Source organism: Paenibacillus sp. SEL3 (assembly GCF_054602585.1).
In genome coordinates this window covers 5,989,983-6,015,737 of sequence record NZ_CM137725.1, presented here as the reverse complement: position 1 = coordinate 6,015,737, position 25,755 = coordinate 5,989,983, and the positions used below count along the sequence as shown (strand labels likewise).

At 47.4% G+C, this 25,755-nt stretch carries 2 protein-coding genes; both read right to left on the bottom strand.

The window, feature by feature from the left end; translation table 11 throughout:
* Positions 1–93: 93 nt before the first annotated feature.
* Entirely contained in the window at positions 94–21,096 is a 21,003-nt protein-coding gene (locus ACYCS5_RS27460; protein WP_459760455.1) for a non-ribosomal peptide synthase/polyketide synthase, read from the bottom strand.
* A gap of 32 nt (positions 21,097–21,128) precedes the next feature.
* Entirely contained in the window at positions 21,129–25,754 is a 4,626-nt protein-coding gene (locus tag ACYCS5_RS27455) for an amino acid adenylation domain-containing protein (RefSeq protein WP_340885378.1), read from the bottom strand.
* Position 25,755 lies beyond the last annotated feature (1 nt).

Here is a 25,755-nt window from a genome sequence, read left to right as displayed (position 1 = left end):
TGGTTTGTTTAGATTGCCCCAAAGCCATCTGAAAGCTTTGGGCAGTTTCCCTATTTTGAACTCGGAGCTTGTTTTTAATGCCTAAAGTGAAAATCAGGTGGACATTATCCCATCTCCGTCTGTTACTAGTAAGTTCGCTAGCTCTGTTTCCAGCATCGCTTTAACGGTTTCTGGATTTTCTTCAAAAGGAAGTTCTAACGAGATTTGCAATACGTTCTCCACATGCTGAACAGTAAAGAAAATGATTGAATCCCGATAGATGTCCCTCTCTTCTGGCTCGATATTTTTAAACAGCTGATATTTATCCGACGCTTCTCCAAGGTAATTGAACACAATAGGTAGCTTATTCAGGCTATGCTTCAGATACTGGTTAGACTGCGGATACAACGATGCCATTTCATCATTGTATATGAGATTTAGAAAATTCAAATTATGCGATACGGCCAACTGCATACTATTTCTGATCTCATGCCCATGTTCACCCGCATCTGTAAGCAGTACAGGGATTTGGTCTATAAATTCACCTATAATATCAAAATACTGCTTGTCCTCGTATGCCCGGCCATAATTAGTGAGAAGAATAGGCATCTCGTCCACTTGCAAATATCTGCGGAAAAAGCGGTTAGCCAGGCATATAGCCAAGTCCCACATGTGTCCGACCGCGTTGGAGTCATTCCAATTTGCAAGTTCTACTGTCACATCTGTACCCGTTGTATGGTTGCGCTCATCAATTGCGAGAACTACAGCATCCGAAGCAGCAGCAAATGCGGACAAGCGAAATTTGTCGACAATCTCTTGATCGCCCATGCCCTGAGGTCCTTTGCGAACCTGACTCACATAATCACGGTAGCTTCCTGCTAGTTGCCCTTTTACATTGCTCATGTCATCATATGCACGGTACAACTCACTCTTAACGACCTCACCGCTCATGCCATCATAGATGAGATGTGAGCAAGGGAGCAACAGCAAATGATCCCGTAAATTGAGGCGAACAAGCGCAATACGATATAACAAGTTTCCGGTTGTTTCATAAGGGTTCATAAAGAATGCAGGCAGTATATGTGAGAGTATACGATTTTGCATCTCTGCACCGTAGTTCGATAAATCTATCATTGGAATATCCATGCGCTCCTTCATGGACAACATTTCCCATTCCCATCCGACATCCGTTTGGACCAACACACTTCTAAAGAGTTCATGCCGCTCTATCAGGCGTTGCATGATTGCAGATAACCGTTCTACATCCAGCAGGTAACTATCAAAAGGAATGACACCTCCTGAGGATTGCGGATGCTCCAAATGATAATGCTGAGCGGGAGCAAGCGCATAGCGTTGTAAAGGCTCTCCTGCCAGCATCGTGCTGTTCCATTGGTCATTCATCCGCAGCAGATGTTCCAGCCACTCCTCAGCATGCCGCTTCACAGCTTCATCGTCTACCATCGTATCTGTGTATAGCTTTTCACAGTCAGGTACTTGAGCAGCTGCTTCAAAAGGAAGCAAATGATGTGGATGAAGGTTAGGATGAAGGCGTGCCAAAATGACTTTCTTCAGGGCCTCTGCTTGTATAGAATCGAAAGGATCTATGTGCAACGTTAATTGATCTCGCCCTTCAACAGCTGTTGATTGGAAATGAGCATGTACGTCATAAGCCTCTTCGATGATGTCGATTGCCTCGGCAATATCACGTGTTAACATACCCGACATCGAAGTGCCTGCTCGCAAATACTCTGATATTTGGCGAATAGTCTGATATTGAAACACCTGATTAATCCCTATTTCAATGCCAACAGCCTGAGCCTGTGAAACCAATTGAATGGCTTTCAGGGAGTGTCCGCCTAAATCAAAATAGTTATCATCAATGCCAACCATACTGACACCCAGATTTCGCTTCCAAATATCTACCATATGCTGTTCCATGCCGTTTCGCGGGGCTGCATATTCAACACCTGTTTGAATGTCTCCGTCCGGCGCAGGAAGCGATTTACGATCAATTTTTCCGTTAGTCGTCAACGGCATCTTCTCCAATTGAACAAAATAGCTTGGCAGCATGTACATCGGAAGATTTGGAACCAACGCTGTTTTAAGTTCCTGAATGGTCAGATCGCTATCAGCCACAAAATAAGCACATAAATCTTTTTGTCCTGATTCATTCTCACGAGCAATAACCACCGCTTTACGGATCGCAGGCAGGTTCATTATTTGCGCTTCCACTTCTCCAAGTTCAATTCGGTAACCCCGAATTTTTACCTGATGATCCGTCCTGCCTAAATATTCAATATTTCCGTCTGCCATCCATCGCGCCAAATCTCCTGTGCGGTACATACGTTTTCCTGGTTTGAAGGGGTCTGCTATAAATTTCTCATCAGTCAGCTCACGATTTCCCATATAACCTCGCCCTACTCCATCACCACCGATGTAGATCTCGCCTGCAATTCCTATCGGAACCAACTTTCGATTCATATCCATAATATATACGTGCTGGTTAGCCATTGGCTTGCCAATCGGCACCGTATGTGTCCAAGCTGTCATCGTTTCCCCGTCAATGTCGTATGCAGTTGTGTCTACACAGCATTCGGTAGGACCATAAACATTAGTTATTTGCGGACGATATCCGGGTCGGGTGCTCAAAAATGTTTTAACGAGATGACCGGGCAGCGCCTCTGCTCCAAAAATAAAATGCTGTACATTCAGGTCTGCAACGGAGTCTTGCATTTCCGTCAACATATGCATGTGTGCCGGTGTACCATCAGTAAAATCAATCCGTTGGGATCTGAAATAGTCAGCCAAACGATGACCATTGGTGCTAATCTCTCTCGGCACCACGTGAAGCGCATGCCCGAGAAGCAGGCATGGGAAAATTTGTTTCACTGATGCATCAAATACATACGGCGATAGCCATGCCATCCGCATTGGCGATTTGTACTTCTTATATACTTGTTCTCTAAATGCGGTTGTCATATTCACGACATTAGAGTGTTGAATCATCACTCCTTTGGGTTTGCCCGTCGTACCTGAGGTATACATCACATAAGCCAAATGGCCAGGGTCACAAACTTCAGCCAAGTTGGAACAGTCTTCTGCGGATAGCCTGTGACTATCAGGTGAAATGACCAGCACATCCGACGGTACCTTCGCGGCCATTTCTGGCATGGCAACCATAAGCTTAATATGGCTGTCTTGTAACATATAGAGCATACGTTCCTGCGGAAACTCAGGGTCGATAGGTACATATCCCCCACCAGCTTTTAAAATACCAAAAATCCCTACAATCATTTCGATAGAGCGCTCCATAATCATTCCGACCAATTGATCCGCCTGAACTCCTTCTGCTCTTAGCACGCGAGCCAACTGGTTTGCACGCACATTTAATTCGTTATATGTGATCTGGCTACCACCAAAAACTACAGCTACTTGATCTGGAGTCTTCTCTACCTGTTCTTCGAATAATTGATGAATGGTTTTTTCACATGGGTAATTCACCGTGGTATTTCCCCAAACATCCAATATCATTTCGATTTCCTGTGGCGTAATGATCTCAATTTCAGATAGCTTTGTCTGTGGTTCATCTACAACAGCTTTAATCAACTGGATGAAGTGATCGGCCATTCGTTTAATCGTGCTTCTCTTGTACAGGCTGTCGGCATATGTGAAGCTGAAAACCAAACCTTCAGAGCTTTCCATGGCCGTAAGTGTCAAATCGAATTTTGCCATATTCTGTTCGCCTGGGCACAGAGTAACCTGCAAGTCTTGGAATTCCGTCGTACCAGAGTCCATGTTATCTAGCTCAAAAAGAGTGTCGAATAACGGATTTCGGCTCAGGTCCCTTTGTACATTCAGCTTCTCCACCAGCAATTCAAACGGATAATCCTGATGCTCAAAGGCATCAAGCACCTGGTCCTTTACTTCCTGAACATATTCGTAAAATGACTTGTCCCCTTCAGGAAAGCTCCGCAATGCAAGCGTGTTGACAAACATGCCGACGACAGGCTGCAAATCGTGATGCTGTCTACCTGCAATAGGTGTTCCAACAACGATATCCTCCTGACCGCTGTACTTGAACAATAGGGTCTTGTAGGCCGCAAGTAATACCATGAATAAGGTAGCTCCCGCCTGCAAACTGATTTGTTTCAAACTGTCCACGTTCTGAGGTGAAATTGCAAAGGAAACGGTGCTGCCCGAAGTGCTACGTGTTGCAGGTCTTTCAAAGTCGACTGGGATACCCAAAATCGGAATGTCGCCGCTCATTTGCTTGAGCCAGTATTCTTCTTGTTTTTCCATCCATGAGCTACCAATGTCTCCTTGCTGCCATACCGCATAATCCTTGTATTGAATTCGCAAGGCCGGCAACGTTTTTTCTTCATACAGTGCGGGCAGCTCGTTCAGCAATAAACTCATGGATACACCATCTGAAATCACATGATGCATGTCAAACATAAACCAATGGCGCTGTGGAGATTCTTGCAACAGAGCAGCTCGAAGTAACGGTGCCTTCCCAAGATCAAAAGGTCTGATAAATTGTCTCATCATTGCTCTTGCTTCGTTCTCACCATGTCCCTGCATAACCTCCAAATTGAAATCGACATGGTCGTGAATCCGTTGTACCAATTTATCATCTACGAATTCAAAAGAGGTTCGCAATGTATCATGACGCTGAATTAATTGCTTAAGCGCTCTTTCTAATCTTAAAAAATTCAGTTCTCCTTCCATCAAAAGCATGGCAGACATATTGTAGTTATTCATGCTGCTCAAAACGTATAGTCTATTTTGAGTTATAGATGCCGGATAACTGTCTCTCAATTCGGCAACTGGAATCGCTGCGAATGGATTTGGAGACAATTCATGAACAGCCTGCGCCATTTGCTCAATTGTTGGAAAGTCAAATACATAACGCAATGGTAACTCAATATTCAGTTCTTTGTGAATTTTTGCGGCCAATGCAGTCGCACGAAGTGAATGTCCGCCAATGGCAAAGAAATTATGATGAATTCCAACGGACGGAATGTCGAGTATCTCTCTCCAGATTTGTGCTAACTTCACCTCCATGGCTGTGCGCGGCGCTGCATATTCTGCAGTCAAATCAGCGTGTTCCTCGAATGCCGATAGTGCCTTGCGATCAATTTTTCCGTTCGGTGTCAGCGGCATGTTCTGCAGTTGTATAAAATACGACGGTACCATATAGTTCGGCAATTTCTCATTCAGCAAATTCAACATCATACTGCCGCTGATTTCTTTTTCAGCTACGTAGTAAGCGACCAAATGATAGTCTCCCTGCTGATCTGCACGAGCCATGACAATAGATTCTTTAACACCGTCCACCTTGATAATTTGCGCTTCAATCTCACCGAGTTCAATCCGATACCCGCGGATTTTGACCTGATGGTCAATCCTACCCAAATATTCAATGTTCCCATCTGGCAACCATCGTGCCAAGTCACCTGTACGGTACATTCGCTCATAGCCAACTTCCTCTGCTGCAAACAGATTGGCTACGAATTTTTCTTTTGTCAGCTCTGGACGGTGCAGATAGCCGCGTGCCAGCCCCGGGCCGGATACACACAGCTCACCAGGGACTCCTGCAGGTGAAAGATTTCCGTGTGTGTCTACCATATACACGCGGTGATTAGATACTGGCCGACCGATGGATATGATTCCACCTAACTGGGAATTTTCTTCCGATACTGGCCAAAGAGACGTTGCGACGGAATTCTCGGAAGGACCATACGCATTGTAATAATCCACCCGATCCTTCCATTTGGACACCAGTTCTGCGGTAGAGGCTGATCCTGCTGTAAGCAGAACACGCAAATCAGGCATGCAATCCGGGTTCAGGTATACAGCGTAGTTTGGCGGCAGCGTTGCAATTGTAATTCTGCAGGCGGCCATGTACTGCTCGAAACGTTCATAATTCAAAATAGTCTCGGAGGAAGGTATATACAATGTCGCTCCACATAGTAAGGACTGGATTATTTCCGAGCATGATGTATCAAACGAATAACTGGCAAACATGACCACCCGATCGGACAAGCCAATACTCAACTTTTGCTCGAAGTAGGTTTTAAGATTGCTAAGACCATGATGCTCAAGCATTACTCCCTTAGGCTGACCCGTCGTCCCGGACGTATAGATGACATATGCTAGATCGTTTGGACCCGATACAGCCTCCAGATTCGAACCGTTCTGATGATATACGGACAGCATTTCCCCGCGTATATCCGCTTTTCTTTTATCGGAAGCAACTCCGTCCTGTTCAGCGTCAAGCACCAACACCTTGCCTCCAAACTGTGCCTTTTCCGTCAGGTGCTGTTGCGTTAACAACAGTTCCGTACCTGAGTCGTCCAGCATGTAGCGGATGCGTTCCTCGGGATAGGTTGGATCTATCGGGATATATGCTCCCCCCGCCTTCAAAATTCCCAATATGCCCACAATCATATCTACGGAACGCTCTGTCATCAGACTAACCAGACTATCGGCTTTCACACCATAGCTGCGTAAAGTACGGGCCAGACGGTTTGCGCGCTCGTTCAATTCATGGTAGGTCAATTGTTGACCTTCAAAATATACCGCTGTCTGATCCGAAGTCTGCAAAACCTGTTCCTCGAACAGTCCGTGAATTGTTTGTTCACGCTGGTACTCTGCCGTGGTATTTCCCCACACCTGGATGATGTGCTCCCGCTCCTGCTTAGTCAACAGATCCATTGTCTCAATTAAACTATCCGGATTCGCTATAATTTGATCCAGCACCTGCAGTAAATGCCCTTGAATCTGCGACACACTCTGATGATCAAATACCTGGGCATTGTAGGAAAAATCAATTCGTAGCGTATCTCCCTGAAGTACTATGATGCTTAAATCGTAGCTTTCTTGCTCAGTATTGGCCTCTTCCAAAGTAGTTTCAAAAACCATTCTGTGACTAAAAAGTGCCAGCTGTTTCACTTTCGTTGTAACTATTTCGGACATTGGCAAATGTCCATATACCGCAGATTCATCGGTTTGCTGCTGCACTTTTCTCATCAACCCGCTAAAGTTCGCTCCTGCTTCAGTTCGAATGCGAACTGGCAAGGTGTGGTTACCCAGTCCAATTGAATGCCTCGGTTCCAACATATCTGTCAAAGGACTTGATATGGAGCAAGCGAACGCCACATCATCTGTACCGTTATACTTTTGCAATAAAATTCCCCAGGCTGTCTGCAGCAGCGTATTTGTCGTCACCTGCTCATTCAGTGCAATTCGCTGCAGTGCCACCGTTCGTTCAACATCCAAATTAATCTCCAGATGCTCTGTCTGATATGGACTGCGCCCCATCAGATTGGCATATGGCAATTGAGGTGCTTCTTCATAACCTTCGAGCAGAGTACTCCAGTAGCGAGAAGTCTTTAGGGTGTCCCTATGTTTTTTTAGAATCCCTTTGTCTTCTTCCGAAATCAGCGTCATTTCGCCCAGTTTTGTATTCGGATCGGCTACAACGGTTTTGACCAACTGTACAAAATGCCTTGCCATGCTTTCTACCGTTTCCCGTTTAAACAAAGATGTAGCATACAGAAATTGGAGCTGGATAGATGCTTCCTCCTCACTGACTTCAAGCGTCAGGTCGAATTTCGCAGAAACCTGCTCTATCCCAAAAGAGCGGAAGAACAACTTGTCCAACTTCACTTCCTTTTTCTCCACATTCTGCAATACAAACATCGTGTCGAACAACGGATTACGGCTCATATCTCGTTTCAGGTCGAGCTTTTCCACCAGCTCCTCAAACGGATAATCCTGATGCGCATATGCTTGCAGTGCACACGTCTTGGCGTCCTCAATACAGTTATAAAACGTTTGTTCAGCGTGAGGATGATTACGTAATGCGAGCGTGCCGACAAACATACCGAGTATAGGCTCCAGGTCAGCATGTGGTCTACCTGCAATCGGAGTACCCACAATGATGTCTTCCTGCCCTGTGTAATAATGCAGCAATGCTGTGTATGCAGCCATAAGTACCATGTACAGCGTAGAATCCGTATGCACCGCCAGTTCTTTTAAACACTGAGTCAATTCCTGTCCCATTTCAAATTCAACAGCGTCACCTTCCGTACATCGTATTGCCGGACGCTCAAAATCAGTTGGCAAATCCAGTTGAGGCAAATCGCCACTAAATCTATTCAGCCAGTACTCTCCCTGACTCTTTATTCGCTCCTGCTGAGTTTTGCTATGCTGCCACACAGCATAGTCTGTATATTGAATACGCAGCGGAGATAATACTTCACCGCTATATAAGCGGGCAAAATCACCAGCCAATATTTCAATGGATACCCCGTCTGAAACGATATGGTGCATATCAAGCATCAATAAGTGCTGCGGCTCCTGTCCTTCTTCGTCCAATCCCAATTTGACCAGCTTTACACGTAGTAACGGAGCGATCTTCAAGTCAAATGGACGAACAAAGGAACGGGCATGTTCTTCTGCTAAATTCTCAAGCATAAGTTCATTGGATTCTGTCCGCAGTTCTGATATTGTGGCATATTCCAACTCAAAGTGAATCGTTTCGTGAACCCGCTGCATCGGCACACCATTTACCAGTTCAAAGCTTGTCCGGAGGGCCACGTGACGTGAAATTAATTGATGGAATGCCTCTTCCACCTGCTTCATATCTATCGGACCGATTATTCTCAGTGCTGATGTGGTGTTATAGCTTATTCCATCCGGATCCAGCTGGTGAAGCACATACATCCGTGTCTGTGCGAAAGAAAGCGGGTAAGTGTCACGTTCTTCCGCCACCGGTATGGATGCATATGTGATTTGAACCTGTTCTTCAAGCAAGGCCGCCAATTGCTCGATCGTCGGTGCATCAAATATGTTTTGCAGATCCATCGGTTTGTTTAAATCTTTGCGAACTCTAGAAGTCAGTGTCGTTGCCCGCAGCGAATGACCGCCAATTTCAAAGAAATTTTCGTCGATGCCTACTTGTGGTAGTCCCAGTACATCCTGCCAGATGTCTGCCAATTTTATTTCCATCCATGTTCGCGGTGCAACATGGTCAGTCAAACGACCTTCTGGCATCGGTAGCGCCTTACGATCAATTTTACCGTTTGGTGTAAGAGGTACGTTCTGCAATTGAATGAAATGTGAAGGGACCATATAATTCAGGAGTTCTTCATTTAACATCTTGCGAAGCTCGCTCCCCGTCACTTCCCGTTCCGCTACATAATAAGCAACGAGTTCGTGTTGGTTTTGGCTATTTGCATGTGCCAGTACGATGACCTCTTGCATGCGATCTGCCTTCAGCATAGCCGCCTCAACTTCGCCCAGCTCAATCCGGTAACCACGAATTTTGACCTGCTGGTCGATCCGTCCCAGGTACTCAATGTTGCCGTCCGGCATCCATCTCGCCAGGTCGCCTGTCCGGTACATGCGTTCATAGCCCGCTTCCCCATCTGCAAACGGATTGGTCACAAAATGGTCTGTCGTTAATTCCGGACGGTTCAAGTAACCGCGTGCCAGTCCTGGGCCAGATACGCACAGTTCACCGGGGACCCCAGACGGTGAAAGCTGTCCATGTGCATCGACCATGTACACGCGGTGATTCGGTACAGGACGTCCGATTGAGATGGACACCCCTGCTTTGGGACCTCCAGGTACAGGCCAGACAGACGTTGCTATGGAATTTTCCGTTGGACCATAGGCGTTAATATAGGTCACACCGTCTCTCCATTTGCTGACCAGTTCAGTGCTAGTCGCCGATCCGGCCGTGAACAGGATGCGTAATTCCGGCATTCGCTCTGGGCTCAAGTATATAGCATAAGTTGGGGGCAGCGTTGCAATTGTAATGTGATGATCCACCATATACTGCTCAAACTTGTCATAGTTGAGAATGGTTTCTGATGTCGGGATGCATAAAGTGGCCCCGTTGAAGAGCGCCTGAAGCATTTCCCAGATCGAAGCATCAAAGGAATAACTGGCAAACGATACGACACGATCCGAGCCGCTGATCCTCAACGTCTCCCTGAAGTACGTATGCAGATTGCAGAGACCATGATGCTCAAGCATGACTCCCTTAGGCTGGCCTGTCGTTCCAGACGTATAGATTACATACGCTAGGTTATGAGGACCGGATGTGGCTTCCAAATTCGAACCATCCCTGTGATATGCAGATATGGCTTTTCCTTTTGCCTCAGCCGTACTTGCATCCGCACTGCCTTCACCCATTTCTGCATCCAGCAGCAGTACCTTGCCCCTAAATTCCACCTTTTCAACCAAATGCTGCTGCGTTAACAGCAGTTCCGTACCTGAATCGTCCAGCATATAACGGATGCGGTTCTCCGGATAAGTCGGATCGATCGGAATGTAGGCGCCCCCTGCCTTCAAAATACCCATGATGCCGACAATCATGTCAATCGATCGCTCTGTCATCAGGCCGACTAGGCCGTCTGCCATCACACCGTTACTGCGTAAAGTACGCGCCAGACGGTTCGCTCGCTCATTTAATTCATGGTAGGTTACCTGCGCTCCTTCAAAATATACCGCTACCTGCTCCGGTGTCTGCTTGACCTGCTCCTCAAACAACCCGTGAATCGTCTGCTCACGTGGATATGCTGCTGTCGTGTCACACCAAGCACCCAGCATTTGCTCGCGTTCTTGCGCGGTTAATATATCCAGCTCGCAAATCCGGCCAGCTGGATTCACCTTGATTTGCTCCAGCAGTTGCAGTAGATGCCCCTGAATCTGTTCTACCCTTTCGTAATCATATACCTGGGCATTGTAACCAAAATGAACCCGTAGCGTCTCTCCCGGTAACACCACGATGTTAAAATCATAATTCGTCTGCTCAACTGCATCTACTCCGGTTATTTTAAAATCAGCTTCTTCCCTTTCACCTAATTGCTCAATTTGTTCATCCATCGGATAGTTCTCAAATACCATAATATGATTAATCAGTTCCACTTTTTGCTCAGCCTGTGCCTGAATCTCATAGAGTGGGAACGTTTCGTACGTTCCCGAAGCAAGCGCCTGTCGCTGAGTTTGCTTCATCAGCTCTGTAAATGCAGTTGCTTGTCCGCCTTGAATACGGACGGGGACCGTGTTAATGAATAGTCCAATCATCTGCTCTACTCCGGCAATGTCCGCTGGGCGTCCAGAAACCACGCTCCCGAAAACAACATCCTCTGTGCGATTATACTTTTGTAATAAAACACCCCAGGCCGTTTGCATCAGCGTATTTATCGTTACCTGTTCTTGCTTTGCTAGTTGCAGCAAGGCCCTTGTCAGGTCTATACCTAAATCAAATTCCAGATATTCGGCCTCATATCCCTGGGTCTTCCCTGTTTTGGCCTGCGGCAAGACTGCCGTTTCCTCATAGCCCCACAGGTAACCGCTCCAATACTCCGCTGCTTCCTGATGGTTCTGCCCCTCCAGCCATTCGATGTATCGGCTGTATGGTGTCACCACAGGCAATTGCGGTTGTTTCCCTTCTGCTAGGGCGGTATATCCTCCAAAGACTTCGTTGGTAACCAGCGACAAACACCAGCCATCCATGATGATGTGGTGGAAGCTCCATACAAAATGGTATGAATCATCTGATGTACGCAAGATAGATACACGCATCAGTGCATCCTTGGCCAGATCAAAGCCCCTCCGCTGATCTCCACGCGTGAACTCCTCGATATACTGCTCTTGCGCCGACTTCTCCTTCTCACGTATATCCTCTACGTACAGCTCTCCGCGTTTATTCCGGTACACCAATTGCAAGGGCTCGTCCTGCAAATCACTACGGAAGTTGGTCCGCAGTGCTGAATGACGCTGCACCAGTAAATCCAGACTGGCGGCGAATACAGCGAGATCCAGCGTTCCCTTCAGTTTAAAGGTGGACTGCTCCACATAGGCGCTCGACCCAGAATCCAGCAAGTTGTGAAACAGCATGCCTTTTTGCATCGGCGTCATGGGGTACACATTCTCCAGCTCTCCGTCAGGCTGAAGGTGCTCCACCATCCGGTCCAGTTCTTCAAGGCTTAAGCCCGAAAGCAGTACATCACTCGGCGTCAATTCGGAGTGCTCCCGAGATGCACAATGCTGAACTACTTCCAGCACGTTCTGCTTGAATTGCTCTGCTAGTTGCTCAGCAGCATTTTGTTGGAGTGCCTTAATGTTGTATTGAATACTTAATTCCAGCATGCCATCTGTAACGAGTCCTCCCACGTCCATAACACAGGACATTTGGGTCAGTTCATGAGTACTGGCTCCGCTGGAATATGGAGAAAAATGCATGCCGCTATGCTGCAGTGTCTGATCAAATTCCCCCAAATAATTAAAGCTTATCTGTGGCTCGGCATATGTTGCCCCGGACGGTCCATTCTGGCTGAGATATCTCCAGATGCCGTATCCAATTCCTTTATGTGGAATGTTGCGCAGCATCTCCTTCATCCGTTTAATGTGCCCGGAGATATCTTCTTCCTGGTTAATCCGCAGTAGCACTGGGTATTGGCTTGTAAACCAGCCGACCGTTCGTGATATATCCGTATCCTTCATGATATCTTCCCGGCCATGGCCTTCGAGAAGAATCGCAACCTGCTCACTGCCAGTCCAAGCGCTTAGCGTCTTGCCGAGTGCCGTCAACAACAGATCATTCACTTCTGTGTTGTACGCGCGGTGGGCTTGCTTCAGTAGTTGATCAGTCTCTTCCTTCGTAAGCCTCACATTTACGATACCCATGTCTTGCTGCATAGACCTACCACTATGCTCTTGGGACGCTGGAAGTTGGGACGAATCGTATGCCGCCGATTCGTTCACTTGCTTCCAGTATGCGTGCTCACTTTCCATCTCAGGGCTGTCGGCATAGGCTGACAACCGCTCCGACCACACCCGGAAGGAGTCTGTTTTGGCCGGGAGCTGTATGACTTCTCCACGTACAGCCTGCTCATAGGCATTCGACAAATCTTCCAACAGTACCCGCCACGATACGCCATCTACCACCATATGATGAATAGCCAGTAGCAGATGGTCCCCATCAGCGCAGTGGAACAGACCCACTTTCAGCAAAGGTCCTTCATCCAGTCGGATGCTACTCTGAATAGTGTTGGCACTGGCTTCTATAGCTTGACCCAATGTGGGACCGATTGGCACGTCTTTGAACTCGACCACTTCTAGATCATACAGCTTCCCTTCCTTCACTCCGCGGTTCCACGCTTTCCAGCCTTGATCCGTCTGGCGGAACACCATCCGCAACGCATCATGGTGCACCACCAACTGCGTCAATGCCTGGCGTAGCGACTCTTCCTCGAATCCTTGCTCCCGCTGAAGCATAACTGCCTGATTAAAGTGGTCCGGCACAGGCTGTCCTTGCTCCACGAACCACTGCTGAATCGGCGTCAGCAGCACAACTCCGTCGACCTCTTCCTGATCAGCTAATTGGGTATCCGACACACGCAGGTGTGTAGCTAGCTCGGCAACCTCAGGGTACTTAAACAAGTCTTTGATATCCAGCTTGTATCCTGCCTGCAGCAGGCGTGAGGACACCTGAATCGCCTTGATCGAATCCCCGCCCCGATCAAAAAATTGATCCGTCAGTCCGACCGGACCGCCGCCCAGTACTGCCTCCCACACACGAGCCAGAACCTGCTCCTCTGCCGTCTGTGGAGCACTATATTCCTGCGTAGAACGGGAAATCTGTTCCGGTGCCGGCAATGCCTTACGGTCGATTTTGCCGTTGGGTGTGAGCGGCATTCGCTCCATCTGAACAAAGTGCGAGGGAACCATATAATTCGGGAGTTCTTCACTCAGCTGCTTGCGAAGCTCACTCCCTGTCACTTCCCGTTCTGCCACGTAGTAGGCAACCAGTTCGTGTTGGTTTTGGTTTGTCGCATGGGCCAGTACGCTGACCTCTTGGATACGATCTATTTTCAGCATAGCCGACTCGACCTCGCCCAGCTCAATTCGGTAGCCTCGAATTTTAACTTGTTGATCCATCCGTCCAGCGTATTCCAATGTACCATCTTCACGCCAGCGAACAAGGTCTCCCGTGCAGTACAGGCGATCTCCGTCCACCCACGGATTGGCAAGGAATCTCTCAGCCGTCAAATCAGGACGGTTCAGGTAACCGCGTGCGACTCCGTCTCCGCCAACAACCAGCTCACCCCATGCTCCAATCGGCTGCAGGTTAAACGCCGAATCGACCACATACGCCGTCGAATTGCGGATAGGACGCCCGATCGGCACAGAATCAAGCTGTTCTTCCTTAATATGATAAGTCGTCGAAAAAGTAGTATTTTCCGTTGGTCCATAGCCGTTAATGATATTCATGTCCGGATTATCACGCAGCACCCGGTTGATATGCGGTGCAGACAGCACATCACCTCCGACCAGCAAATACTTCACATCTCCGAACAATTTACTGTCCTGCTGCGAAAGCTGATTAAATAGCGGTGTAGTCAGCCACATCATAGTAATGCGATGGTCCCGTATGGTCTCCTTGAGCTTATCTACGTCCAAAAGATTATCCTTATGCACGAGTACAAGCTCACCGCCGTTCAGTAGCGCCCCCCAAATTTCAAACGTAGACACATCAAATACAAACGCGCAAGTCTGCAACATTCGGATCGATTCATCGAACGGCACATAATCCGTATTACGCACCAAGCGCACGACACTTTGATGCTCAACAACGACGCCCTTAGGCTTGCCTGTTGATCCCGAGGTATAGATGACATAAGCAGCATGATCGCCTGATCCATCTATTCCCAAATTGGAAGTATCTGGACTGTAGGACGTATCATCATTCAGATTGACAATCTGTCCATCAAAATAGCAACGTTCCAGTAAATCTTGTTGAGTCAGCAGCAGTTTGGCTCCCGAGTCCTCCAGCATATAGCGGATACGGTCCTCCGGATATTGAGGATCTATCGGCACATACGCGCCTCCAGCCTTCAAAATAGCCAACGTTCCGCTAATCATATCCAACGAACGCTCCGTTAGAATGCCGACAGGCTCATTGGCCTTCACTCCAGCAGTCTGTAGTGTATGCGCTATTCGGTTAGCCTTCTCATTCAGTTCCCGATAGGTTAGAGATTGATGCCCCAAAGCTACAGCAATATGATCAGGCGTACGCGCAGCCTGCTCCTCAAACAGCTTTTGGATCGTCTGATTGCGCGGATATACAGAAGCCGTGTCGTTAAACTCGCCTGTAATCTGTTGTCTTTCCGCCGTTGTCACCAATTCCAGTTCTTCAACGCAAACATGCGGGTTGAACGAAATTTGCTCCAGCAGACGAGCAAAATGACCATGCAGACGCTCAATGCCGGTTTGATCAAAGTTCAATGCGTTATACATAAAACGAATATTTATGCCTTTTCCCGGCATCACGACGACGTTCAGATCGTAGTTGGTTTGCTCTGTAGCCACCGCGTTTAAAATTGTGAATGCATTCTGCCCATCACTTCCCAGCTGCTCTACCTGCTGCTCCACCGGATAATTTTCGAATATCATAATGTGCTTGATTAGATCCTGCTTCTGCTCGGTCAGTGCCTGAATTTCATACAGCGGGAACGTGTCATAGGCATTGGCAGAAAGCGCCTGTCGCTGAGTTTCCTTCATTAATTCAGTAAATGCAGTTGTTGGTTTACCTTGAACACGGACTGGGATGGTATTAATGAAAAGTCCGATCATTTGCTCTACTCCGGCAATGTCTGCTGGACGTCCCGATACCACACTACCGAAAACAACATCCTCTGTGCGATTATACTTTTGCAGCAACACACCCCAGGCTGTTTGCATCAGCGTATTTATCGTCACCTGTTCCTGCTTTGCCAGCTGCTGAAGTTGCGCCGTCAGGTCTATACCTAAATCAAATTCCAGATATTCAGCCTCATATCCCTTCGCTTTCCCTGTTTTGGCCTGGGGCAAAACTGTAGTCTCCTCATGGCCCTGCAGGTAACCGTTCCAATACTCCGCAGCTTCCTGACGGTTCTGCCCCTCTAGCCATTCGATGTATCGGCTATATGGTGTTACCACAGGTAATTGCGGTGGCTTCCCTTCTGTAAGGGCGGTATATCCTTCAAAGACCTCATTGGTGACCAGTGACAAGCACCAACCATCCATAATGATGTGGTGGAAGCTCCATACAAAATGGTATGCATCGTCTGATGTACGCAAGATGGATACCCGCATCAGCGTATCCTTTGCCAGATCAAACCCCTTCTGCTTATCCCGACGCGCAAATTCCTCGATATATTGCTCCTGCGCCACCTTCTCCTTCTCACGTATATCCTCTACGTACAGCTCTCCGCGTTTATTCCGGTACACCACTTGCAGCGGCTCGTCCTGCAAATCGCTCCGGAAGTTGGTTCGCAGTGCTGAATGACGCTGTACCAGCAAGTCCAGACTGGCAGAGAATGCAGCGAGATCCAGCGTTCCCTTCAGTTCAAAGGTGGACTGCTCTACATAGGCGCTCGACTGGGAATCCAGCATGTTGTGAAACAGCATGCCTTTTTGCATCGGCGTCATAGGGTATATATTCTCAAGCTCTCCGTCAGGCTGAATCTGCTCCACCATCCGGTCTAATGTTTCCAGGCTTAGACCCGGAAGCAGCACATCACTCGGCGTCAATTCAGAACGCTCCCGTGATATACAGTGGCGGATCACTTCCAGCACGTTCTGCTTGAGTCCCCTGGCTAGTTTCATTACATTATCTTCCTGTAATACTTTTGTGTTATAACGAATATCCAACTCAAGCATTTCATCCGTTACAATGCCCCCCACATCCAGGGAACACGGCATTCTCGTCTGTTCGTTAACATCTGCTCCACTGGAGTACGGTGACATGCGCGTTTCGCTGTGCCGCAGCGTCTGATCAAATTCGCCCAAATAATTAAAGCTAATCTGTGGCTCGGCGTATGCCCCTCTAGATACTACGTTCTGACTGAGATATCTCCAAATGCCGTACCCAATTCCTTTATGTGGAATGCTGCGCAACATCTCCTTCATCCGTTTGATGTGTCCGGATATATGATCTTTCCCGTTAATCCGCAGCAGTACCGGATATTGGCTCGTGAACCAGCCAACTGTTCGTGAAATATCCGTATCCTTCATGATATCTTCACGGCCATGGCCTTCCAGAAGAATTGCAACCTGCTCACTGCCAGTCCAAGTGCTTAACGTCATGCCGAGCGCCGTCAGCAGCAGATCGTTCACTTCTGTGTTGTACGCGCGATGGGCCTGCTTTAGCAGTTGATCAGTCTCTTCTTTCGTGAATTTCAAGCTCAAAGTAGCTGTGTTATTTATGGTCAATGGTTTTTTAGAATCCAGCAATTCTGTAAGCCTTAAAGACTCGTATACTTCCAATTCATTCAATTGCTCCCAGTATGCGTACTCACTTTCCATCTCAGGACTGTCGGCATAGGCTGACAACCGTTCCGACCAGACCCGAAAAGAGTCTGTTTTGGCCGGGAGCTGTATGACTTCTCCACGTACAGCCTGCTCATAGGCATTCGACAAATCCTCCAGTAGTATCCGCCACGATACGCCGTCTACCACCATATGATGAATAGCCAGTAGCAGATGGTCCCCATCAGCGCAGTGGAACAGGCCCACTTTCAGCAGAGGTCCTTCATCCAGTCGGATGCTACTCTGAATAGTACTGGCCCGGGCTTCTATAACTTGACCCAATACGGGACCGATCGGCACGTCTTTGAAATCGGCCACTTCCAGATCATACAGCGCCCCTTCCTCCGCTCTGCGGTTCCACGCTTCCCAGCCTTGCTCCGCCTTGCGGAACACCATCCGCAACGCATCATGATACACCCCCAACTGCGTCAATGCCTGACGTAGCGGCTCTTCCTCGAATCCCTGCTCCCGGTGAAGCATAACCGCCTGATTAAAGTGGTCCGGCACAGGCTGTCCTTGCTCCACAAACCACTGCTGAATCGGCGTCAGCAGCACAGCTCCGCTAACCTCTTCCTGATCAGCTAATTGGGTATCCGACACACGCAGGTGCGTAGCTAGCTCAGCAACCTCAGGGTACTTAAACAACTCTTTGATATCCAGCTTGTATCCTGCCTGCAGCAAGCGTGAGGATACCTGAATCGCCTTGATCGAGTCCCCGCCCCGATCAAAAAATTGATCCGTCAATCCGACCGGACCGCCGCCCAGCACAGCCTCCCATACACTAGCCAGAGCCTGCTCCGCTGCTGTCCGCGGAGCCCTATATTCCTGCGTGGAACGGGAAATCTGTTCTGGTGCAGGCAATGCCTTACGGTCGATTTTGCCGTTGGGTGTGAGCGGCATTTGCTCCATCTGAACAAAGTGAGAGGGAACCATATAATTCGGGAGTTCTTCACTCAGCTGCTTGCGAAGCTTGCTCCCCGTCACTTCGCGTTCCGCCACGTAGTAGGCAACCAGCTCGTGTTGGTTTTGGCTATTCGCATGTGCCAGTACGATGACCTCTTGCATGCGATCTGCCTTCAGCATAGCCGCCTCAACTTCGCCCAGTTCAATCCGGTAACCGCGAATTTTGACCTGCTGGTCGATCCGGCCTAGGTACTCAATGTTGCCGTCCGGCATCCATCTTGCCAGGTCACCTGTCCGATACATGCGTTCATAGCCCGCTTCCCCGCCTGCAAACGGATTGTTCACAAATTGTTCAGCCGTTAAATCCGGGCGGTGCAGATAACCGCGAGCCAATCCTGGGCCGGATACACATAACTCTCCTGCTATTCCAGCAGGTAAAAGATGACCAAAAGCATCGATCATGTACACCCGGTGGTTGGGCACGGGACGTCCTATGGAAACGGTATCGATTGCTCCGGGGTGTTCCGACACTGGCCAAATGGACGTTGCTACCGAGTTTTCTGTCGGTCCATAGCCATTAAAATAGGTGACCTGATCCTTCCATTTGGTTACGAGCTCCATCGAGGAAGCCGAACCAGCGGTGAACAGAATACGCAGATCCGGCATTCGTTCTGGATTTAGATACACGGCATAGGTAGGAGGTAATGCAGCCACCGTAATTTTATGATCCGCCATATACTGTTCAAACTGGTTGTAGTTCAGTATGATTTCCGAAGTAGGCACGTAAAGTGTCGCGCCACAAAATAGCGCCTGAAATATTTCCCAGCAAGCAGCATCGAATGCGTAGCTCGCAAACAGTAGGGCATGATCTGACGGACTTATCTGCAATGTTTCATCAAAATACGTTTTTAGGTTACACAATCCATGGTGCTCCAGCATTACACCTTTAGGCTGTCCTGTCGTACCTGAAGTATATATGACGTAGGCTAAATCATTCGCTCCTGATACGGCCTCTAGATTTGATCCTTCCATGTGATACACAGTTGGATCTTCATCCAATACTAGGACTTTTCCTCCAAAGGCGGCCTCTTTGACCTTTTCCACAAGATGGCTTTGCGTCAAAAGCAGGTCTGCACCGGAATCATCCAATATATAACGGATACGTTCCTCTGGATATGACGGATCAATGGGTACATATGCCCCTCCTGCTTTAAGAATAGCGAGGATGCCGACCACCATATCTATAGAACGATCAGTCATGAGTCCAACCAGCCGATCAGTTGTGGTGCCGTAACTACGCAGGGTACGAGCCAATCGGTTAGCACGTTCATTCAGCTCAGCATAAGTCAGACTGGAGTTCTCACAGACAACTGCTGTTGTCTTCGGTGTCTTTTCTACTTGTTTTTCAAAACAAAGATGGATGGTATCACTAGAAGGATATGAGATCTGTACTCCGCTAAATTCGGATAAAACCTGACTTTTCTCTTCTGTCGTCAGAAATTCCAAATCGGAAATCAGTAGATCCGGCTGTTGAACAATCTGCTCCAGTCCCCGTTTAAGATGAGCTGCAATTAGCTTAATCCAATTTTCATCGTAAACCAGACGATTGTAACTAAATGTAACTTCATACTGTGATCCAGGAACGACAATCACATTAAAATCATAGTTGGTCTGTACAATATCCTCTACGTCGGTAACCTGAAGTGTATCAGGCCCTTTTTCCGCATGAATAAGCTCCTCTGAATAAGGATAGTTCTCAAAAACAACAATATGACGGACTAAATTTTGTTTCAAATCCGTGTGATTCTGAATATCTGCTAGGGAAGAATAAGAGTACTGAGCAGACTCGATGTGGGAGTTCTGCACAGATATAAGCAGATTCGAAAAACTCTGGTCCGCATAACTGGTTATGCGTGTTGGTATTGTGTTAATGAACAATCCAACCATATTTTCAATTCCCGGAACTTCATCTGGTCTGCCGGATACTACAGACCCGAACACAACATCCCGGCTGTTGTTGTACATTTGAAGCAATAATCCCCATACCGTTTGAAATACAGTGCTGACTGTCGTGTGGTAGTGTTTAGATATTCTCTCCATTCCTTGAGTTAGTTCTTTTCCCAGCTTGCATGTGTAACGGTCTGCCTCGAAGATTGGATTCAATGGACGGTTATAGCCCGGTAAAATCGTTTCATTTTCCAGCCCATTTAAATACCCCTGCCAATAGGCTGTCGCTTCTTCCTTGTCCTGTTGCTCCAGCCACTGAATAAAACTGCTGTACGGATATACCGTATCCAATTGCGCAGGCACTCCAGACCGAAGGGAAGTATACATAGTAAAAAATTCCTGGGCCACCGTTCCCATGCACCAACCATCCATTATAATGTGATGAACACTCCAGACAAGTCTGGAAGACTCATCATCCCATTCAAACAGGGCAAGCCGAATCGGAACATCTTTTTCCAAATCGAAACCAGCTTGGCGCTCTGCCTTTAAAAAGGCCGTAAAATGCTCCCTTTTCTCAGCTGCGGGAAAAGCACTGATATTCTCGAAATGAACAGGCAACGCATCACGTTCTTCCAGGACAATTTGAAGCGGACGTTCTGTTTCTTTATACATAAAAATGGTACGGAATATGTCATATCGGTTCATGAGCTGCTGCAAGCTTTGCTGAACCAGATGAACATCCAGCACTTCATTAAAGGTAATAACGGTCTGCTCAAAGTAAGCTTCTGATTTTGCGTCGAGGATGGAATGAAACAACATTCCCTCCTGCATCGGGGACAGCGGATAGATATCTTTAATATTTACCTGTGCCAAATCGTTCACCTTTCCTTTATCCATGCAGAATTTGAGTTTCCACTTGCGGATATTCTTTATTTCAACAGATTTCCCAGCTTATCCGATAATCGGCTTGATATGTGTTCAAATTGCCCCATAGACAATTGATTATAGGTAAAATCCGTAGGGCTGCGCTCCGCCTGATCCTTAGTGCAACAATGATGGATAAGATTTAATAGATGTTTTTTAAAGCCGATCGTTAATCGCTCTACCGTTGCTGCACCATATTCAAGCCCGTTATATTCAAATCCAAACCGAAGGATTCCGTTCGTGATCATGCCGTTAATGTCAAATGTATTCGTCTTTTCCGCACGCGGGCTTCTCTCACCATTGGCTAAGTCTGCTAATCTGGAAATACGCCAAGGCATGTCTGCGCTGTTTTCTTCGTCGAATTGTCCCAAATAATTGAAGCTAATTTCCGGGAATGGTGCTGCGACCAGAGAAGCCGCATTAGTCTGGTCCTTGGTCAAATAACGTAAAATACCATAACCGATGCCCTTATTAGGCACCCGCCGCAGCTTATCTTTAACCATTTTGATCTGATAGGCCAAGTTCTCAGGTCTGTTGATCTCGATTACAAAAGGATACAGAGAGGTAAACCAGCCGACTGTACGAGAGATGTCCAAATCTTTAATGATCTCCTCCCTGCCGTGCCCCTCCAGCAAAATCGGGATTTCGTTATAACCGCTCCATTCATAAAAAGCCAGACCTAAGGCTGTAAGCAACAGATCATTCATTTCCGTATGATAGGCATGATGTACATGCTTCAACAGCTTTTCCGTCTCATCCCTGCCGAGTATCACCTCCACTAGGCGTCGATCTTGTATCAGGCTAACCGCGATTTCATGATCCCTTGGCAATCGACGCATCCTGCGTGAATCTACATGGTTCCAGTAGCTGATTTCTTGGCGTACCTGTACGCTTTCGGCGTAAGTAGTCAGTCCTGAAGCCCACTCTTTGTAAGCATCAGTCTTGGCAGGCAGATTCGGCATCTCACCCCGAGCTACCTGATCATAGGCTGTACCCAAATCTTCCAGTAAAATTCTCCATGACACACCGTCTACAATAAGATGGTGGATAACGATCATCAGATGATCTTCACCGGATAAATGGAATAAGGCCAAACGTATGAGAGGACCTCGTTGCAGATCCAAACTGCTTTGCAGCTCATCACCAATGTGTCGAATTTCTTCTTCAGGCTGGCTTGATTGTGTCAAATCATAGCTCGTTAATGTAAAGAACTCACCTTCGTTCACTCCCCTGTTATAGGCGGAGGCTCCCTTTTCCTCTTCCACAAAAATGAGCCGTAATGCATCGTGATGGGCTACCAGCTTGTCCATGGCGTTTTTCAGCCATAATTCATTCCATCCTTCATCATTTTGCAGCATGACCGCCTGATTATAATGGTGACGATCTCTCCGATGATGCTGAAAAAAATCGAGTTGAATGGGTGTCAATTCTACCTCACCCTCTACAATCCCTTGGGGAATGATACGGGTGATTTTTTTTATAAACGGCGCTATCAGGTGAATTTCAGGGTAACGGAATAAGTCCTTTACTTCCATTTTCAGGCCTTTGGCATTTAAGCGGATTGCAATTTGCAATGCTTTAATCGAGTCCCCACCAAGCTCGAAAAAGTTGTTGTGTAATCCAATTGGTTTAACACCGATCACTTCTTCCCAGATCAAAGCAATTGTTTTTTCCAATTCATCCTGTGGTGCTTCATATACGGTATCCAACGGTGCTATTTCATCCGGTTCGGGCAGATTGGATCGGTCTATTTTCCCGTTATGGGTCAATGGCAACTGTTCCAATACAATGATTTGGGCTGGAACCATGTAGACTGGTAACTGCCGAGCCAGTTTATCCCGCAGCATGTCTTTCTCAGCTGCACCTGCAACATAGGCACATAAATACTTTTGTCCCGCTGTGTCCAGTCGATCAACAACAACCGCCTGGCGTACTCCTTCCGTTTCGAGCAAAATAGATTCGATTTCTCCAGTCTCAATCCGGTATCCGCGAATTTTATATTGGTAGTCAGCTCGCCCGATAAAATCAATATTCCCATCTGGCTGCCAGCGTGCCAGATCCCCCGTACGATACAAGCGTCCACCGGGCAAGAACGGATCAGACACGAATTTCTCAGCCGAAAGCTCCGGCCTATTAAGATATCCCCGCGCTACAGAAGCTCCACCAATACACAGCTCGCCCGTTACACCGACAGGGACCGGACGCATCCTGTCATCAACAATATATAACTTATGATTAGGTAGAGCTCTGCCGATAGGGACAATACCGGACAGAGGCAATTTTTCCAGCTCGTCCTCATAAAAACTAGATTCGATTGCGGCTTCGGTAACTCCATACGTATTAATAATCCGCATTTTGCTGCCAAAGCGGGTCAACATCTTACGGTAATCAGCAACAGCCAAGCTATCTGCTCCAGTAGTAAGAAGCTTTAGAGAACTGATATTTGTACCATGCTCATAGATGTAATTCAATAGCAGAGCTAAAAGCACAGGCGGCGTCTCAAACGTAGTAATCTCCTGCTGCTCCAACAGTGTAGCCAAGGCAGCTGGATCATTTCTCACGTTTTCAGGACAAATGACCAAGGTACCTCCATTGACAAATACCTTGGCCAAATCGCATGCAAACACATCAAACGACATGCTGGCAATTTGCAGTAGCTTAATAGGGAAATCTTTAAATCCTTGGCTGTGTCTGTAACCGAGTGCGGTGTTGACATATTGTTGATGTTCAACCATAACGCCTTTGGGCTTACCTGTGGTACCCGATGTATAAATGACATACGCCAAAGAGCTGGGCTCATATGTGGAGATATACTGCTTGTTCGAATCCATCTCGGACTGGAGTGGCAAGGTAGCGAGATCGACTACCTCGCCCATAAAATCCATTGTTTTCAGCCAGCCCTTCAGGTGAGATTGCGTAAGCACAATCGTCGTTCCGCAGTCACGCAGCATATATTCAATACGTTCTTCTGGATACACGGGATCTACTGGCACATAGGCAGCTCCGGCTTTCATAATGCCCAGCACCGCCACTATCATCTCAACAGACCTGTCAACCATGACAGCGACCAGACTCTCCCGTGTAATTCCACGCTTCTGCAAAAGATGGGCAAGAGCGTCTGCTCTATCATTAAGTTGTCTGTAAGTGAGCATCGTATCTTCATATATGACGGCCGCTTGTTCTGGTGTACGCTCCGTCTGCGCTTCGAATATCCCGTGAAAAGTAAGTGCAGGAAACTGGACAACGGGTCCGCTCCATAATTTCGTCATATTAGCCTCTTCTTCGGTTGTTAACAGCCGAACGTCACGGAGGCAAACCTCTGCATTACTGGCAATTTGCAGGAAGACATGCTTCAAATAATGGGCCAGATGCTTCATCGCTTCACTGCTATAGACCTTGCCGTTATAGGACAATATGAAACTCATTGCCTTCTTATCTTCAACCTCAATATTAAAGTCATACGGTATTTCTTCGAATAACCGAGCGTCCTCAATAATGAATCCGAGTTTGTCTTGCCAGTCCCGTCTCCCGATCATGTTTTCCAGCGGATAGTTCTCGAATACAACGATATGATCAAGCAAGCGTTGCTTGAGTGCAGATTGCGACTGGATTTCAGCAAGTGAACAGTATCCGTTCCTCCTTCCTTGGACAGAGGCTCTCTGGACATCGCGCAATAATTCAACAAAACTCTTTTCTTCATTTAATCTAATTCGTAATGGAATGGTATTAATGAACAATCCGACAATTCGCTCTACTTCATCCAATTCCGACGGGCGGCCAGATACCACCGTGCCAAAAACTACGTCTTTGCTTCCGTTGTAACGACCAAGTACAATTCCCCAGGCGGCCAGAAAAAGACTGCTGAGCGTGGTCCCATTGCATTCAGCAATCGCCCGCAAAGTGCTGGTCTCTGTTTCCGTCAGCGTCGTTCTATATTCCTGCAGCAGATAGCCGCCTTTTTCAGGAGTTGTAGCTGGAGTTTTTAGCATCGGAAGTCCAGCCGTTTGTTCGTAACCTTGTAATTCAGAACTCCAGTAGCCCTTGGCCGCCTCCTGATCCTGTTCTTCAAGCCAGTCGGCATACCCGGTGTAAGGTCGTGGTTCAGGCAATTGAACGGGACGGCCTGTACGATAAGCCTCATAGGCCGTTAACAACTCGTCCATTATGATGCCAAGACACCAGCCGTCCATAATAATATGGTGAAAACTTACAAGTAACGTATAAGCATCTTTATCCGTTTGAAGTACAGCCATCCGGATGAGCATATCCCTGCTCAAATCGTAATGGGTGTTACGGTCCACATCCATAAATCTACGAATAGCATCGGCTTGCTCCTTTCCGGTCAGCTCTGTCATATTCTCGTAAGTAATCGCCGTGTTTCGCTTCTTAAAGACAATCAGCCGCGAACGAGAAGCGGATTTATGATAAATGTTCGAGCGCAGTGTTTCATGACGCTGAACCAACAGCTGAAAGCTTTCTTGCAGGGCATTCCAATCCAGATCTCCCCGAATAGAAATACGTAATTGCTCGTAATAAGCCTGTGATTCTGGTTCCATCAGCGCATGAACGAGCATTCCTTCCTGTAAGGGAGTCAAGTTGACCACTTTTTCAATTTCAAGTCCTTTGATCATG